Genomic DNA, 16,130 nt, shown 5'->3' with positions numbered 1-16,130 from the left:
TGTTATGCCGGGCGGCCCCTGCGCCTGGCCCGTCCGGCGATTCGGGCCGCCTGTCCGATGGTTCAGACGGCACCTGCCGGGAAGGACCGGGCGGCCTGAACCACCGGGCGCCCGTTCACCGCGGACTCCCCTCCCTGGGTACGGAGTCGGCGACGCGTCCGGCGCTGCCCGCGAGGGCCGCCGCGTGGGCCGCCCGGGTGTGCCCGAGGACGGTGGCCGCACGGCCCGCCGCACGGCCCTCGGGGTGCCAGCCGAGGAGGTGGCGCCAGACGAGCGGGGCCCCGGCCAGGGCCCGGGTCACGATGCCGGGCGTCACGGGGAAGGTCGCCCGGCACAGCCCGACGGCCCGGCCCACCTGGACCAGGTGCACACAGGAGGCGGTGTCGGTCTCGTAGACGCAGGCGGGGGTGAACCCGGCGCGGACGCAGGCGGCGGCGAAACAGTCGCCGAAACAGCCGTCGCCCGGGACGTCGGTCCAGGCCTCGGCCGCCAGTTCGGCGAGGTCGATCTCCCCTCGGGAGGCGAGCGGATGGTCGGCGGCCAGCATCACGTACACCGGATCGCGGGCGATCTCGGTCCACGCGAGCCGTCCCGCCTCGGGCGGACCGCTCTCGCCGCAGACCCCGACGAGCGCGAAGTCCAGTCGGCCCGCGACCACTCCGCAGGCGATCTCCCGCTCCGACCAGGAGATGTACGTGGAGACCGGGGCGCCCGGGTCGGTGTGGGCGATCCGGTCGACCAGACCGCCGAGCAGCGGGCCGTGCGTGCCGCCGAGGCGGTATCCTTCGGCGCCCTCCCGGGCGAACCGTACGGCCTCCTCCTGGAGTTCGCAGACGGCGGGTAAGACCACCCGGGCCCGTTCGAGCACCAGGTCGCCGAGGGCGGTGGGACTGACGCCTTCCCGCCCGCGCTCGAACAGGGATCCGCCCAGCGCCCGCTCGATCCGCTTGAGCTGAGCACTGAGCGCCGGCTGGGCGAGCCCGAGGACCGTGGCGGCGCGGGTGAGACTCCCGGCGTCCGCGATGGCCCGGATCGTCTTGAGGTGCCTCAACTCCAAATCCATGTAAAGAGCTTGACGCCCTTCGCCCGAGCGGTCCAGACCAAAGACGGGACGGAAAGGCCCGCCCGCCGGAAGGGAAGGTGAGCGGACCCTCCGCCTCAGACGGCGTCCGGGCCCACGTCGGCCGGAGTGAGGGGGCGACGGGCCGGGGGCAGCGGGGAGTACTCGTCGGCGCCGATGTCACGGGTGGTGCCCCGCAGGTCGCCGTCGATGTCCTCGGTGACCGGCACTCCGGTCAGCGTCGCGGCGCCGATCGCCGGGCTGTCCGCCGCGAGGCGGTGCACGCCGTCCGTCCCGGGCGTGAGGCGCGGGTCGACGCGGGTGAATCCGCCGGCGGGGAGGGTGCCGTTCGCGGCGGCGCCCCACAGGATGTTGCTCTGCCAGGTGAAGTCGGTGGTGGCACCCAGGGCGACGAGGCTGCCGGTCTTCCCCACGACGATGTTGTCGGCGACGACCACGCCCCGGGGCTCGTAGGTCCGGGTCTCGCCGGAGATCGCGCTCTTGTTGTCGCGCAGGGTGTTGTGCGCGATGACCGCCCGGTCGCAGGCGTCGTTGCCGCGCCGTTCCTCGCTGGTCTCGCCGGGCGTGTGGTCGCGGGTGCTGCCGCTGCCCACGACGAGGGCCCTGCCGGTCAGGTCGGCGAGGTGGTTGTTGACGATCAGATGGTCGTTCCCGTACAGACGGATGCCGTCCTTGCCGCCCAGCAGGTAGTTGCCGTCGATCGTGGTGCGGTTGCCGTGGCGCAGCACGATGCCGCCCCGGCTGACGCGGATCGTGTTGTGGCGGACGGTGTTGCCGGAGGACTTCACCGAGATCGCCTCGGGGTCGCCGTCGCACCGCTCGAACAGGTTCTCCGCCACCAGGGCGTCGGCGGTGGACAGGGCGCGGGAGCTGACCCCGAGCCGGATCGACTCGCCGCCGTTGGCCCCGCTGTAGCTGTGGTCGGAGAAGTGGTTGCGGAGGATCCGGGTGCGCTGGGCGATCGCCGTGGTGCCGGGTCCGTCGAGGACGACGAAGATGCCCTCGGTGGCCTTGTCGTGGAAGTGGTTGTGGTCGATCACGGTGTCGTCGCCGCGCACCACCAGCCAGTCGACGGGGGTCGTCTCGACGAACCGGAAGTCGTTGCGGGTGAGCCGGATGTGCGCACTGTCGGCGGGGATCGTCAGCGTGCCGCTCTGCCGGAAGGCGAAGCCGCCGACCGTGATGTGACGGGAGTTCTCGAAGAGGAAGCCGCGCGCCCCTTGCAGGACGACGCCGCCCCTGCTCTGGGCCACGATGGCGATGGGCGACTCGGCGGTGCCGCTGCGTCCGGAGACGCGGATGGCGCCGCCGGAGGGGACCGTGTAAGTGCCGTCGGCCACCACGATCGTGTCGCCGGGGACGGCGTCGTCGATCGCGCTCTGGAGGGCTTCGAGGGAGGTGACCGGGGCGGCGGGGGCGGCGGACGCACCGCCCGCGAGGAGCGGGGGAAGGGGGACGGCGGCGACCGCCGCGCCGAGCAGGGAGTTCTTGAGGAACGTCCGTCGCTGCATGGTGTCTCCTGGGGTGGGTCGGCGCGTCGGCACCGGACGGGCCCCGGAGTGCCCCCTGAGCGTTCCGGGCCGTACGGCGTGGGTCCGGGGCGAGCCCCCACGGCACGCCCCGGACCCGGTCGGCGTGGACGGTGACGCGAGGCTCCGTCCGGAGCGTCCGGTCCGGTGGCCGTTCTCCGCAGCCGGTTCCGTGTCCCGTCCTGGGGGAAGGACGGGACACGGCCCCCCCTGGTGCTCGACGAGAGCCGAGCACCGGGCCGATCGGCGGTAACCAGCCACCGGACCGGCCGCCGGGTCACAGTCTTCCGGCCGCCACTCACGTCCCGCTCACGTTCCGCTAACGCGCCCCCCGATGCCCTCCGATCGAGTGAACCGGCGGTCCGGGCCCCCACGTTGGCCCCGCTCGCACGCGACGGGTGCCTCGCGGCGGGGCTCCTGACGGGACGGCGTCAACCCACGCCGTCCAGGACAGGACGGGGCGGGGCGGGGCGGGGTGAGGCAGCCTGCCCCGCCCGGGAAGGGCGAGTTCGGCCCCCGCCGTCCGGGACGGGCTCAGCGTGTGTCGTCCTTCTTCCAGGGCCCGACGGCGAGCTTCCCCGTGGTGCCGAGGTCCAGTTCGGGCAGGACCGTCACCGGCCCGGCGCCGGACTTCGCCCATATCCGCGCGTAGGGGGCGTTCACCGGGTCGCCCATCCCGCCCTCGACGGTGTTCCGCCAGACGAGGGCGGAGACGGCGCGCTCGCCGGGTGCCAGGACCATGGGCAGGGCCGGGCCGTCGGCGCCGGTTCCCCCGGCGACGGCGTCGCCGCCCTGGAGGAGTCTCACGCTGTCGACGCGCCGGTGTTCCTCGTCCTGGATCTCGACCCGGGGGTAGCCGTGCAGCGGATAGGGCCGGGTGCCGCAGTTCTCCAGGTGGAGGCCGACGACCCGCAGTCCCATGGCGGCGTCGCCCTCGTCGGCGTACACCCGGAGACCCGAGGGCGGGCAGGTGCCGCCCTTCGACCACGCCTCGGCGGTGGGGAAGCTGCGCGCCTTGACCAGCCGGGCCCGCCCGCCCGCAGCCGCGTCCGGAGGCAGCCCCTCGGCGGTGACGGTACGCCGCAGGGTACGGCCAGGGGCGACCCGGACGGTGTCCTCCACGGTGGTCAGCGTCCGGCCCCCCGCCGAGAGGAAGTCGAGGGTGACGACATGGGTGACGTCCTGCCGGGGATCGCCGGTCACCTGGTACACGGCGCAGGGCGTCCCGGTCCGCCCGGTGCCGAGGACCGTGACGCCGTCCTCGGCGGGCCGCGCCGACGCCTCCGCCGCGCCCCCGGAGGGCACTTCCCCGTCCGCTTCGGTCGCCCCCGGCCCGCAGAGCGGCGGCGGCTCGGGAGGGGCGCCGGTGCACCCGGTGCCGCAGACGGCGAGCAACAGGGCCCCGGCGACGACGGGAAGGGACGTGGGGAGGCGGAGGCGACGGAGGGAACGCATGGGCGGAAGTCAACCAGGCGTGGGATACGGGGGCGTCATGGGCCGGCGGCACCCTGCCCGGTCCGGCTCAGGCGCCCCGCCCGGTCCGGCTCGGACGCCCCGCCCGGTCCGGCTCAGGCGGCGAGCCGGGCGAGGACCGAGCGCATCGCCCGTTCCACGGCGGCTCGGGACTCCTCGGTGCGGTCGAGCAGTTCGAAGCCGTGACGGCCTTCGGGTACGTCGACGATCTCGACCTCGGCCCCAGTGCGCGCGGCGGCGGTCAGATACTCCTCCACCCGCTCCGCGAACACCGCGTGTTCGCGGCCCGCCCTGGTCAGGACGAGCGGCGGGCCGTCCGCCGTGCCGGGGAAGGCGGCCGGGTGGAAGCGGGGTTCGACGGCCCGCCAGCCGGGCAGCGGGCCCAGGACCGGATAGGTCGCGGCCAGGCACCGCAGCCACGGCGGGGGCGCGGCGAGCCAGTCCGCCATCAGGAGCCCGCCCGCCGAGAAGAACCAGAGCGCGATCCGGTCGGCGTCCACCCGGGGGTCCGCGCGGACGGCGGCGACGGTCCCGGCGAGGTCGTCGGCGGCGAGCGGGTAGTCGGCGAGGCCGTGCAGCCGGTGGTCCAGGGTCACGCCGATCGCGCCGAGGGACGCGGCGTAGCGGCCGTACCCGAGGTAGAACGGCGTGTCGCGCGGGGTGGGCCGCCGGTCGGCCGCGACGGGACCGCCGTGGACGAAGACGATCGCGGGCCGGGGCGGGTCGCCGGGCCGCGCCCCGGCGGGCAGATGGAGGTCGAAACGGCCCCGGCGCTCGCGCGGTCCTTCGGGCACCTCGAAGAGGAACGGCAGGTCGTACGGGTCCGTGCCGGGCCCGCACTCCGGCGCGGTCATCCGTTCGCCCTCCCCGACCGCCGCGCGGAGCAGCGCGTCGGCGAGCCCGGCGGGGTCGGCGAGCATCGGCCAGTGACCGGTGGCGAGTTCGAGGAAGGACACCCGTGCGTCGGCGAGCGCCCGGAACTGCGGGGGCCCGGACTCGACGAGCATCCGCACCAGATCGAGGCTCGATCCGTTGGCGGTGCACAGCAGCCCGGTGACCGGCAGCCCGGCGGCCTCCCCCGCCGGGCGGAACGGCCGGGTGAGCGTGTCCGCCGGGTGGGGGACGGCCCGGCGCTCCAGCCGTTCCAGGGCCGCGGCGGGGATGTCCTCCGTACTGCCCCGGCGCTCCCATCCGCCCGGCCCGGGTGGCGCTACGGTGCCACCGTCGACGGCCATCCGTGCGCGGGGGTCGGGCAGGGTGTCCCCCGCCGCCGTGCCGTCCTGGGGCAGGGGCGTGTCGACAGCCACGATGCGGCCGACGCGTCCGGGGCGCAGTCCGGCGGCGGCGTACGCGGGGTGGAGCCCGTAGCCGTGCCCGACGAGGACCACGTCGGGGGCGGCGAGGCGGTCGAGGAGCCGTACGAGGAAGTCGACGTGCGTCTCGGGACCGATCTGCCCCGGGGCGCCGTCTCCGGCCTCCGTACGGGCGGTGCCGGTGATACCCGGCCCGGCGCCCGGCGTCTCCCCCGCTTCTCCTCCCCCGAGTCCCGGCAGGGTCACCGGGTGGGCCTCCGCTCCCGCCGCCCTGAGCAGGGTGGCGACCTCGTCCCAGACCCAGCCGCCGGTGAAGGCTCCCGGTACCAGTACGAACGTGGTCATGTGCGTCTCCTCGTCTCCTGCGGGGACCGTGTCCGGGCCACCGTAGGAACTCCCCCTGCGGGAGATTCAAGGCCGGAGCCGTAGCGCACACTGGACCCGACCAGCGGAGGTGGACGCGAGGGGGAGCGGGCGTGCCGGGCGACGGGCTGTGGAGCATCGGGGAACTCGCCGAGCGGGCCGGGGTGACGGTGAAGACCGTGCGGCACTACTCCGACCGAGGGTTGCTGCCCGAGGCGGGGCGCAGTGCGGGAGGGCATCGCCGCTACGGGCCCGGGGCCCTGGACCGGCTGGGGCTCATCCGCTCGTTGCGGGCCCTCGATCTGCCGGTCGCCGAGGTCGGCCGGGTCCTGGAGGACGGGGAGGCGCTGGCGGAGGTCGTGTCGGGGCGGTTGCGCGAGGTGGGCGAGCGGCTGGCCGCGCTGCGCTGGCGGGAGGCGTCCCTGCGGCTCGTACGCGACTCGCCGGAGGGGGAAAGGGCCGAGCGGCTGCGGCTGCTCGGAGCGGTGGCGATGCCGCCGGGCACCGGGGAACTGGTGCGGTTCTGGCGGCGGGTGCTGCCGGTGCGGCTGCCGGGCCCGGTGGTGGCCTCGGTGCTCGACGCGGTGGTGCCGGGGCCGCCCGCCGAGCCGACTCCGGCGCAGGTACTGGCCTTCGCCCGGCTGCACGCGCTGGTGTCGGGTCCGGGGCAGGGCCCGGACCAGGTGCGGGCGGCGCGGCCCTTGCCGGACGGGGAGTACCGGCCCGTCGTGCTGTACGAGGGGCTCGCCGAGGTGTACGGGGCGGCCTGGGAGGCGATGCGGGCCGGGCGGGGTGTGGCGGAGGCGGGGGTGCTCGACGGGTTCGTCGCCGTCTACGGCCGGGCGCTCGGCCGCCGGGACACCCCGGCCTTCCGGCGACGCCTGACGGAGCTGCTCGCGGCGCACGAGGGGCCCCTCCTGGTCCGCTACTGGAAGCTCGCCGCCCCACTGTTCGGCCCGGACGAACCGGTCCTCGGCCTTCTCCACCATGAACTCTCGACGTCCCTGCGGGCACGGGTCGGGGAGCCGACCGTCTAGGAGCCGTCCGGGCGATCGAGCTTGTCGAAGCAGGTCTCCGCCACGGGCTCATGAGGCCGTTTCGGAGAGCGAGAGCAGCAGGCCCGGATCATTCGCGGTCCGGGCCTGCTGTCGTTCCGGTCGCCGGTGGCGCGACGGGGCTTCCGCTCTCGGCCGTGCCCGCATCCCGCCCGGATGGAGTACGGGCCCTGAGATGCGATGGGGCGTACGCCAACGGACACTGAAGGTAGCTCAACGGGTTCGGTTCGTGACGTTCCGTTGCGCCCGAGGCCCGCAGGCGACCTGCGGATCCGGCCTCGCACCCACCACCCTCAGAGAAAGTGGAGGCACCATGGCCACGCACCTTGCTCAAGTCAACAACCAGTCCAACGCCTACGCCACAGCCGTGCTGTCGGAATCGGACTACGGGGGCTATTACAAGCCCAAGCACGCGCCGACAGTGATCAGCAAGCGACCCGTGCTGAGCGGGGACGACGACTCTCCCGACGTCATCTCGACGAAGAAGACCACGTACTTCTTCTACGACCTCGACCAGAAGATCTGGCTGTCGGAGAACGCGCCCCAGGACTACAAGAACGTTCTCGATGTGAAGGACGGAGACAAGCTCTCACTTGAGATCAGCGCCGACGGCTCGGTGACCTTCAAGGTCGTCACGGCGTAAGTCGCCCGGGTAGGGCGGTCCGGATAACCGAGACTCCGGCCCTTCCGAGGCCCGCCATCCACCTGTCCGTCGCGCGGACCGCGACGGCGCCGACGCGCCCCGGTCCGATGGAACGACGGCGTTCGCGGGTGGGCCACATGCGGACGCTCGGCCGGTAACCCCGGCCAGGCGTCCGGGACTTGTCCGATTGATCACATGGTTGTCACCCGGCCCCGGTCGTTGGCCTTGGGCATTTGGTCTTGGGCATGGGGCCGGGTGATCCGACGGATGCCGAGCGGGAACGGCTTCGGCCGTTCCCGCCGGTAGGCAACAGGCGTTGCGGCCGGTGGCGGGAGCACCGGCAGGTGATCGACGGGATTCTTCACCGGGCGCGGACCGGCGTGCACCGGCGTGACCCGGCCGAGCGGTTCGGGCCGTGATCACACCGGCGGGCCACGCATGGCTGGAGGCGTTCCGTCGGCCGACGCAGCGCGCGATGTCCGCCGTCTTCCAGGGCTTCACCACCGACGAACTCCGCCAGTTCAGGCACTTGCGCCTGCGCCTGCGCCTGGTCGAAAACCAGCACCGGATCGAGCGGTAGACGGGCGACGGGCACTTCGGTCGTCATACGGGTCCGGGGCGCCGTTCCTCGGGCTCGTGGCGTAGTGCTCTCGGGGCGGGGGCGACGCCGCCGACACTCGCCGTCGGGTACGGAGAGAGTGTTGATCATCATGGTTTCACCGCATAATGATCATTATGTGCAATACGTGATATGGGGGGCTGTCCGTGAGAGGGCGGCTCGCGGCGGGCGCCCGGGGCGCTTCGGCTCGCGTGCGCACCCGGCCGGGTGGTGATGGTCGGCAGTCGGGTGAACGGGGGCATACGAGGGAGGTGTGGGGGAAGGGGCGCACGGCGCGCGCTGTGCGTGCGGTGACGAGGAGGTGGTGCCGGTGTCGGGGCCGATGAACGGGCAGACGGCGGGAGCGCCGTGCTGGCTGAGCCTGACCGCGCACGATCTGGACGCGGCGGAGCGGTTCTACGGGGCGGTGCTCGGCTGGACGTTCCGGCGGGGCGACGGGGCGCGCGGGTACGCGGTGGGCGAGCGGGCGGGCGTGCCGGTGGCCGGGATCGCGGCGGTGGCGACGGAGCTTTCGGTGCCGGTGTCCTGGACGGCGTTCTTCGCCGTGGACGACGCCGACGCGGCGGTGGCGCGGGTCCGGGAGCGGGGCGGCACCGTGGGCGTCGGCCCCGTGCCCTATCCGCCGCGCGGGCGGGCCGCCCTTGCCACGGACCGGGAGGGGGCGTCGTTCGGACTGTGGGAGGGGCGGACGGAGTCCCGCTGGCAGTTGGGCGAGCGGACCGCGCCCGCGTGGCTGGAGCTGCACACCCGGGACGCCTTCGAGGCGGCCGTGTTCTACGGGGAGGTGTTCCGCTGGGCGGACGGTGGTTCCGGGCGGTTCGAGGTGTCGTACGAGCACGACACCGTGGTGCTGCGGCAGGACGGCGAGGCGGTCGCCCGGCTGAACGGCGGCCCCGTGGAGCCCGCCTCGCCCCGGCCGCAGTTGCGGCCCCGCTGGCTGGTGCGGTTCCGGGTGCCGGATACGGCGGCGGCGACGAAGGCGGCCTTGGCGCACGGCGGGTCGGTGGTGCCGGGCGGCGACTGGGGCGGGGTACGCGGTCCGGCGGAGGCCGAGACGCGGGGGGTCGTGATGGTGCGGGACCCGGACGGGGCGCTGTTCGCACTGGAAACGGACGAGGCCGGGGCTGGGGACGAGGCCGGGGCCGGGGAGGACGCCGGGGCCGGAACGGACTGACCGCCGGTCGGTGCGGTCACGGGCGGGGGCCCTGTTTCCGCACCGGCCGGCGGCCGGTCACACCGCCTGGGCAGGTCAGGCGGTGGCCTCGGTGGTGGCGAGCGGGGCGGAGTCGGACTCCTCGCTCACGACGTCCATGCCGGACGCGGGCGCCTTGGCGGGGATGAGGGCGGCGACGACCGCTGCGACGATGCCGACGCCGCAGCCGATGGCCATGGCGACCCGGAAGCCGCCCTCGGAGGGCAGGACGTGGCCGCCGAGGTCGGTGGTCATCTGGGCCAGGACGACGCCGATGACGGCGGCGGAGACCGAGGTGCCGATGGACCGCATCAGGGTGTTGAAGCTGTTGGCGGAGGCGGTCTCCTCCACCGGGACGGCGCCCATGATGAGGGCGGGCATGGCCCCGTAGGCGAGACCGACGCCGGTGTTGCAGATGAGGGTGACGCCCAGGAGGCCCCAGGTGGAGCCCATGAGGGCGAACGCGGAGCCGTATCCGATGGCGATGACCAGGGAGCCGAGGGCGAGCGTCACCTTGGGGCCGCGGGCGGCGGAGAGCCTGGCGCCGAGCGGGGCGAGGACCATCATCATCAGGCCCGCCGGGGCCATCCACAGGCCCATGGCCATCATCGACTGGCCGAGGCCGTAGCCGGTGGCCTCGGGCAGCTGGAAGAGCTGGGGGACGACCAGGGACTGGGCGTACATGGCGAAGCCGACGAGGATCGACGCCAGGTTGGTCATGAGGACGACGGGGCGGGCGGTGACGCGCAGGTCGACGAGGGGTTCGGCGGTGCGAAGCTCCGAGATTCCCCAGCCGATCAGGACGACGACGGCGACGGCGAAGAGGCCGAGGGTGGTGGCGCTGCCCCAGCCCCAGGCGGCGCCCTTGGAGACGGCGAGCAGCAGCGAGACGAGGCCGATGCCGAGGCCGAAGGCGCCGACGTAGTCGAAGCGTCCGGTGGTGGGGGTACGGCGACCGGCGGGGATGACGCGCCAGATGAGGACGCCGACGAGGGCGCTCAGAGCGGCGGCGACCCAGAAGAGCACGCGCCAGCTGGCGTTCTCGGCGACGGCGGCGGCGAAGGGCAGGCCGAGGGCGCCGCCGACGCCCATGGAGGCGCTCATGAGAGCGATGGAGCCGCCGACCTTCTGCGGCGGGAGGACGTCGCGCAGCAGGCTGATGCCGAGCGGTACGACACCCATGCCGATGCCCTGGAGTCCGCGCCCGACGATCATCGGGACGACGGAGGAGGAGAGCGCGCAGACCACGGAACCGAGGACCAGCGGGATCACGGAGGCGAGCAGGACGCGCCGCTTGCCGAGGGTGTCGCCGAGACGGCCGGCGACGGGGGTGGCGACGGCGCCAGCGAGCAGGGTGGCGGTGATCACCCAGGACGCGTTGGACGCGGTGGTGTCGAGCAGCCTGGGCAGGTCGCCGATGAGCGGCACCACCAGGGTCTGCATGAGTGCGGCCACGATTCCCGCGAGGGCGAGGACGCCTACGACGCCTCCGGGTCGGGCATCGGGCTTGGTGACGTCCACGTGTTCTCCCTTGAGTACTTTCACAATGACTATATGCATAATGCACATCGATGGATGGATACACAAGTTGTGTATGGTGCATAAAGGATCATCGCAGGAGAGAATGCCTCTATGGACAACCCCGTGGACAAGCCTGTGGACAGCCCCGTGGAGAAACCGGGCGGGAGCCCCGCCGACCAGCCGGGCGAGACGGCCATGAGCCGGCCCACCCGGCTGGTCGAGTTCGAGAGCATGCTGCTCAGTCGGCACGCGCATCTCCACGCGCCCCGCCCCCGGGCCTCCGGCGGCCACCTCGACCGCAGCGCCTATCTCCTGCTGAGCCGCATCCTCATCGACGGCCCCATGTCCATCGGGCAGCTCAGCGAGGCCTTCGCCCTCGACGCCTCGACCCTCAACCGGCAGACGGCGGCGATGCTGCGCGCCGGGATCGTCGAGCGCATCCCCGACCCGGACGGCGGTATCGCCCGCAAGTTCCGCATCACGGAGGAGGGCGAGCGACGCCTCGAAGCCGACCGCGCCGCGAACATCGCCGGGGTCGAGCGCGTAGTCGAGCACTGGTCCCCCGAGGACGTGGCCGTGTTCGCCGCCTACCTCGAACGCTTCAACCGGGACGTCGAACGTCTCGAAGGCCGCCCCTGGCCCCGCCCCTGAGGCGATACGGGCCCGCCTCCCGAGCGCTCCGGCCGCCCCGGTCCGGCCCCGGTACTACCCGGCCCCTGGTCCGCCCCTGGCGCTCCCCGGCCTCCGGCCCGGTCTCAGACCGTCGTGCGGGCCCGCCGGTCCCCCGTCGCAAGATACGTGTTCAGCACCGCGACGATGGCGCAGGCCAGGGACCAGCCGGGCCTTCCCAGGGCCAGCAGGGCCAGTGCGGCGGCGCCGAACACCAGCGCCTTCACCGCCAGAACGCCCGCCAGGGGCAGCCGGATCCGTGCCTTCGGCGCCGCGAAGAGACCCCAGACGAGGGCAGCGGCGAGCGGCGCCGCCACCGCGAGCGGCAGCCGTACGAACAGGGCGTCCGAGCTGCGCCACCCCCACCAGGCGAGGACGGCGAGCGCCGCGAGCTCCAGGAAGAACGCGAGCCCCTCGTTGAGCACACGCAGCGGGCCGGGCAACTTCATCGGGTGGTCCCCTTCGGTCGGCAGTCGATCACCGAAGCAGAGCACATCGCGGCGGGCTCCTCGACGCGGGGTGCGGAAGCCCCCGCGGACCACCGCGGGAACGGAATTCGTACCGACCCCTTCCCTCCGGGCGCCCGGTCTGGGATCTTGCGTCCACCCCACACACCACAGGGCCCGGTGGGCGCCACCCGTGTCGCCGGGTCGACGGAGGACGCCTTGCTTTCCCTCATATCCAGCAGGTCGAGAACGTCCGTCCTGGCCGCCGCGACCCTCGGGACGATCGTGGCACTCGCCGCGCCCACGGGATTCGCCCAGGCCACGCCTTCGGACACCGCGCCCGTCGCGGTCCCGGCGGCGCCGACCACGGGCGCCGCCCCCGTACGGACGGCACCCCAACAGACGACACCGGTGAACGCGGCGCCCGTGCCCGCCGCCTGGGCCGCCGGTACCCGCGCGTATCTGGTCGTCACCGCGCCCGGCGGCACGTCCGCCGTCAGCGGCGCCGTGGCGGCCAACGGCGGCTCGGTCTTCGCCACGTACGACGCCATCGGCGTGATCGTGGCGCACTCGGCCTCGGCGACGTTCGCCTCCGCCCTGCGCGCGGTCGGCGGAGTGCAGCAGGTCGGGGCCACCCGTACCTCCGACGTTCCCGCCGACGCCTACAACCCCGCGCTCCCGGCGAACCCGACGCAGTCGACGACGACGCTCACCGAGTCCAACCGCTGGGACATGACGCAGATCAAGGCCGACCAGGCCTGGGCCGTCACCACCGGTTCCGCCGCGGTGAAGGTCGGCGTCCTCGACACGGGCGTGGACGACCGGCACCAGGACATCGCCCCCAACTTCAACGCCGCCGACTCGGCCTCCTGCGCCTACGGCAAGGCGGACACCCGCACCGGGGCCTGGCGTGACGTGGCCACCCACGGGACGCACGTCGCGGGGACGATCGCGGCGGCGAAGAACGGCAAGGGCGTCGTCGGCGTCGCGCCGGGCGTACGGATCTCCTCGGTCCGCATCGCCGAGCCGGGCAGCACCCTGTTCTTCGCGGAGAACACGATCTGCGGCTTCGTGTGGGCCGGCGACCACGGCTTCAAGGTCACCAACAACAGCTACTACACGGACCCGTGGCAGTTCAACTGCCCGGACAACGTGGACCAGGCGGCCATCATCGAGGGCGTCCGCAGGGCGCAGCAGTACGCCGAGGGCAAGGGCTCGCTCCAGGTGGCGGCCGCCGGAAACGCCAACTACGACCTGGCGAACAAGACGACCGACTCCGAGAGCCCCAACGACTCGACGCCGGTCACCCGGACCCTGACCAACGCCTGCGTCGACATCCCGACGGAGCTGCCGGGCGTGGTGACGGTCGCCGCGCAGGCCAGCGGCGGCGCGAAGGCCTCGTACTCGAACTTCGGCAACGGCGTGATCGACATCGCGGCCCCGGGCGGCGACGGCGCCACCGGCGTCTACTCCACGCTCCCGGGCGGCAAGTACGGCACCATGAGCGGTACGTCGATGGCCTCCCCGCACGTCACGGGGGTCGCCGCGCTGATCGCGAGCGTCAACCCGACGTTTACCCCGGCGCAGATCCGGGACCGACTCGCCCTCCAGGCCACCGACCGGGCGTGCCCTTCGGACACCCGCTGCAAGGGCACCACCACGAAGAACGGTTTCTTCGGTGAGGGCTCGGTCGACGCGTTGAAGGCCGTGAGCAGCGTGCCGGCCGCGATCGGCGCCTGGAGGCTTGCCTTCTAGCCCGCCCGGACCGATCACACCGTCGCCCGGGGCGGACCCCGCTCCGGGTGACGGTCCGTCCGGGGCGGCGTCCGGTCAGGTGGTGGTCTGCCGGGGGCGGGGGACGATCCCGTCGACGAGCGTCCGGGGGTCGAAGCGGTCCGGGTCGTAGAGCCAGGCGATGACGATTCCCAGGGCCATGGCGACGGCCCGGTCCGCTTCGGGCGCCGCCAGGACCGGGGGGCGGCCCGCCCCGACCAGGGCGGAGACGACGCTCCGTCGGGCCTCGGCGAGGCGCCTGGACATGAAGGCGTGGGCCGGATGCGCGGGGACGGTCGCCTCGCACAGCAGGACCACACGCGCGGCGGTGACCCAACGGGGGCGCTGCGGCAGGGTGCGGAGCCACAGGGCAGGGTTCCCGCCCTCCGGCCTCGGGGCGTCGACGACCTCGGCGAGGACGGCGTCGAGCAGGTCGCGCTTGGTCCGGGCGACATGGACCAGGGCCGCCTTCGTCAGCCCGGCGTCGTCGGCGATCGACTGTATCGACGCCTCGTAGTAGCCCTGCCGGGCGTAGCGGCGCGCGGCGGCTTCGAGGGCGCGGCGGCGGTTGCCGGTCACGGGCGGGGCGGATTCGGGGACGGGGGCAGGGCCCCCGGGCCCACCGGTCCTCGGCTCACCGGCCTTCACCGGGGCGGCCGGGGCCTTCGGGATGCCCTCGCGGGCCACTTCCGCTTCGTAGGCGGCCAGTTGGCCGGGGATGTCGATCTCGCCGGGGAAGTAGAGCGAAAGTATCTGCAAACCGTCCCAGAGCGCGCCGAGGCGCAGGACCGCGAGTTCGGCGGAGCGGGCGTCGACTCCCCTTGGCAGCAGATGGCGTGCGGCGAGTTCGTTGCCGGTGTCGCGGCGGCGGCACATGAGGTCGTGCCCGGGGTGCTCGGGGCTGGTCGCCTCCCCGAGCAGGGCCGTGAACAGCTCGATCCAGCCGGGGACCGTCTCGTTGTGCCGGGCGATCGCGGCGGCCGTGAGGGCGGTGCCGTCGCTCTGCCGCAGGGGCCAGTCGCCGTGCGCGGCCTCAAGCCGTTCGACCAGGGCCGTGAGGATCTCCTCGCGGGAGCCGAAGTGGCGCAGCAGCGCGGGGTGCGAGATGCCGGACGCCGCGGCGACGTCGCGCAGTGACGTCGCCCGGTATCCGTTCTCGATGAACAGGACGTGTGCGGCGTCGAGGATGCGTGCCGCGCGCTCGCGCCCCGTGCGGTACGAACCTCGTGAGCTTCCCATACCCCCAGTATCCCGATATTTTCGTCCCTCTCGAAATTTACCGTTCCATTGGTAACTTTCCCCGGACGGTCGAGATCGCGCGCGGGACGACCCGGTGCGCAGGCGGCATGGACGGTCGCTCGACAAGTCCTCGCCGGGGTCTAGGCCCGCGCCACCCCCTTGTTGTACGTTCCGTCCAGCAAGCTTGTTAGACGAACTGTCTAGCAAGAGCCGGAGCAGCCACCCGCGCCCCAGGAGCCGCACCATGGCCAGCAGCACCGCTCGCCCGGACGACCAGGACCAGGACGACGTCGCGGCGCGGCTGCTCCGATCGGCCGCCAGGCTCTCGTACGACCCCGCCGTCGAGGTCGACTGGGACACCCCGCTCGACAAGGACTTCCACGGGCAGAGCCCCGAGTGGAACAGCCTCTACGGCACCGCGTACTGGCACGAGATGACCGAGGAGCAGCGCAAGGAGCTGACCCGGCAGGAGTCCGCCTCGGTCGCGAGCACCGGCATCTGGTTCGAGATGATCCTCCAGCAGATGGTCCTCCGTGACATCTACCTCCTGGACCACACCGACCCCCGGTTCCAGTGGGCCCTCACCGAGATCGCCGACGAGTGCCGCCACTCGATCATGTTCGCCCGGGGCTCGCGGAAGCTCGGCGCGCCCGCCTACCGGCCCCGTCGCTCCGTCCTCGAACTCGGCCGCTTCATGAAGACCGTCGGCTTCGGCGAAGCCGCGTACGCGGGAATCCTCGTCGCCGAGGAGGTCCTCGACGTCATGCAGCGCGACTGGATGCGCGACGAGCGGGTGGTGCCCTTCGTCCGCACCATCAACAACATCCATGTCGTCGAGGAATCCCGGCACATGAAGTTCGCCCGGGACGAGACCCGCCGTCGCCTCGCCCGCGCGAGCCGCGCCCGCCGCCACGTCCAGGCGCTCGTCGTCGCCATCGCCGCGTACTACATCATCACCAGCCTGGTGAACCCCGAGGTGTACACGCGCGCCGGGCTCGACCCCGAGCGCGCCCGCCGCGAAGCCGCCGCCAACGAGCACTACAAGTCACGGCTGCGCGCCAGCTGCGCCGGACTGATGGAGTTCCTCTCCGACGTCGGCATGCTGACCCGCCCCGCGCTCTTCTTCTACCAGCGCGCCCATCTCGTCTGACCCCGCAGACCAGTCCGGACCGGTCTACCCCCAGAGCGGTCCGGACCAGACGAGCCCTGACGCC

13 protein-coding genes and 1 pseudogene are annotated in these 16,130 nt (G+C 73.3%); 7 read left to right on the top strand and 7 right to left on the bottom strand.

Annotated elements, in window-relative coordinates; genetic code table 11:
• Positions 1-115: 115 nt before the first annotated feature.
• From BU197_RS11660 to BU197_RS11645, 4 genes are all read right to left on the bottom strand, one after another.
• Positions 116-1,063, bottom strand: a complete 948-nt coding sequence (locus BU197_RS11660; RefSeq protein ID WP_188268169.1) for a LysR family transcriptional regulator — start codon at positions 1,061-1,063, stop codon at positions 116-118.
• Positions 1,064-1,158: 95 nt separating this feature from the next.
• Positions 1,159-2,592: a polysaccharide lyase 6 family protein gene (locus BU197_RS11655; protein ID WP_188268168.1), complete on the bottom strand. Its 1,434-nt coding sequence runs from the start codon at positions 2,590-2,592 to the stop codon at positions 1,159-1,161.
• A 552-nt stretch (positions 2,593-3,144) separates the two neighbouring features.
• Positions 3,145-4,065: a DUF4232 domain-containing protein gene (locus BU197_RS11650; protein ID WP_188268167.1), complete on the bottom strand. Its 921-nt coding sequence runs from the start codon at positions 4,063-4,065 to the stop codon at positions 3,145-3,147.
• A gap of 113 nt (positions 4,066-4,178) precedes the next feature.
• Positions 4,179-5,741, bottom strand: coding sequence for an alpha/beta hydrolase (locus BU197_RS11645; RefSeq protein ID WP_188268166.1), 1,563 nt, complete (start codon positions 5,739-5,741; stop codon positions 4,179-4,181).
• Positions 5,742-5,872: 131 nt separating this feature from the next.
• On the opposite strand from BU197_RS11645, the gene BU197_RS11640 reads away from it, so the two are divergent.
• The 4 genes from BU197_RS11640 (at position 5,873) to BU197_RS11625 (ending at position 9,250) form a co-directional block, all read left to right on the top strand.
• A complete protein-coding gene (locus BU197_RS11640; RefSeq protein WP_188268165.1) occupies positions 5,873-6,796 on the top strand; it encodes a MerR family transcriptional regulator in 924 nt (307 codons plus the stop codon).
• A 331-nt stretch (positions 6,797-7,127) separates the two neighbouring features.
• A complete protein-coding gene (locus BU197_RS11635; protein ID WP_188268164.1) occupies positions 7,128-7,457 on the top strand; it encodes a hypothetical protein in 330 nt (109 codons plus the stop codon).
• 415 nt (positions 7,458-7,872) lie between these two features.
• The gene (locus BU197_RS11630) at positions 7,873-8,037 is read left to right on the top strand and encodes a hypothetical protein (protein ID WP_188268163.1); all 165 of its coding nucleotides are present in this window, start codon (positions 7,873-7,875) and stop codon (positions 8,035-8,037) included.
• Between the two features lie 349 nt (positions 8,038-8,386).
• On the top strand, positions 8,387-9,250 hold the full coding sequence (locus BU197_RS11625; RefSeq protein WP_317452182.1) for a VOC family protein: 864 nt from the start codon (positions 8,387-8,389) through the stop codon (positions 9,248-9,250).
• A gap of 75 nt (positions 9,251-9,325) precedes the next feature.
• Here the strand turns inward: BU197_RS11625 and BU197_RS11620 are convergent, their stop codons facing one another.
• On the bottom strand, positions 9,326-10,789 hold the full coding sequence (locus BU197_RS11620) for an MFS transporter (protein WP_188268162.1): 1,464 nt from the start codon (positions 10,787-10,789) through the stop codon (positions 9,326-9,328).
• A 195-nt stretch (positions 10,790-10,984) separates the two neighbouring features.
• On the opposite strand from BU197_RS11620, the gene BU197_RS11615 reads away from it, so the two are divergent.
• Positions 10,985-11,440: a MarR family winged helix-turn-helix transcriptional regulator gene (locus BU197_RS11615; protein WP_188268190.1), complete on the top strand. Its 456-nt coding sequence runs from the start codon at positions 10,985-10,987 to the stop codon at positions 11,438-11,440.
• Positions 11,441-11,544: 104 nt separating this feature from the next.
• Here the strand turns inward: BU197_RS11615 and BU197_RS11610 are convergent, their stop codons facing one another.
• Entirely contained in the window at positions 11,545-11,907 is a 363-nt protein-coding gene (locus tag BU197_RS11610; RefSeq protein WP_188268161.1) for a YrdB family protein, read from the bottom strand.
• A 216-nt stretch (positions 11,908-12,123) separates the two neighbouring features.
• Between BU197_RS11610 and BU197_RS11605 the strand changes: the two are divergent.
• Positions 12,124-13,620 (top strand): annotated as a pseudogene (locus BU197_RS11605) (S8 family peptidase); the annotation flags it as partial.
• A 114-nt stretch (positions 13,621-13,734) separates the two neighbouring features.
• On the opposite strand, the gene BU197_RS11600 reads toward BU197_RS11605, so the two are convergent.
• Complete coding sequence (locus tag BU197_RS11600) at positions 13,735-14,916, bottom strand: TetR/AcrR family transcriptional regulator (RefSeq protein WP_188268160.1); 1,182 nt, start codon at positions 14,914-14,916, stop codon at positions 13,735-13,737.
• Positions 14,917-15,160: 244 nt separating this feature from the next.
• On the opposite strand from BU197_RS11600, the gene BU197_RS11595 reads away from it, so the two are divergent.
• A complete protein-coding gene (locus tag BU197_RS11595; protein ID WP_188268159.1) occupies positions 15,161-16,066 on the top strand; it encodes an AurF N-oxygenase family protein in 906 nt (301 codons plus the stop codon).
• The last annotated feature ends 64 nt before the right edge of the window (positions 16,067-16,130 follow it).

This window comes from Streptomyces sp. CBMA291 (assembly GCF_014596525.1).
GTDB lineage: Bacteria > Actinomycetota > Actinomycetes > Streptomycetales > Streptomycetaceae > Streptomyces.
This window is presented reverse-complemented; position numbering and strand designations above follow the sequence as displayed.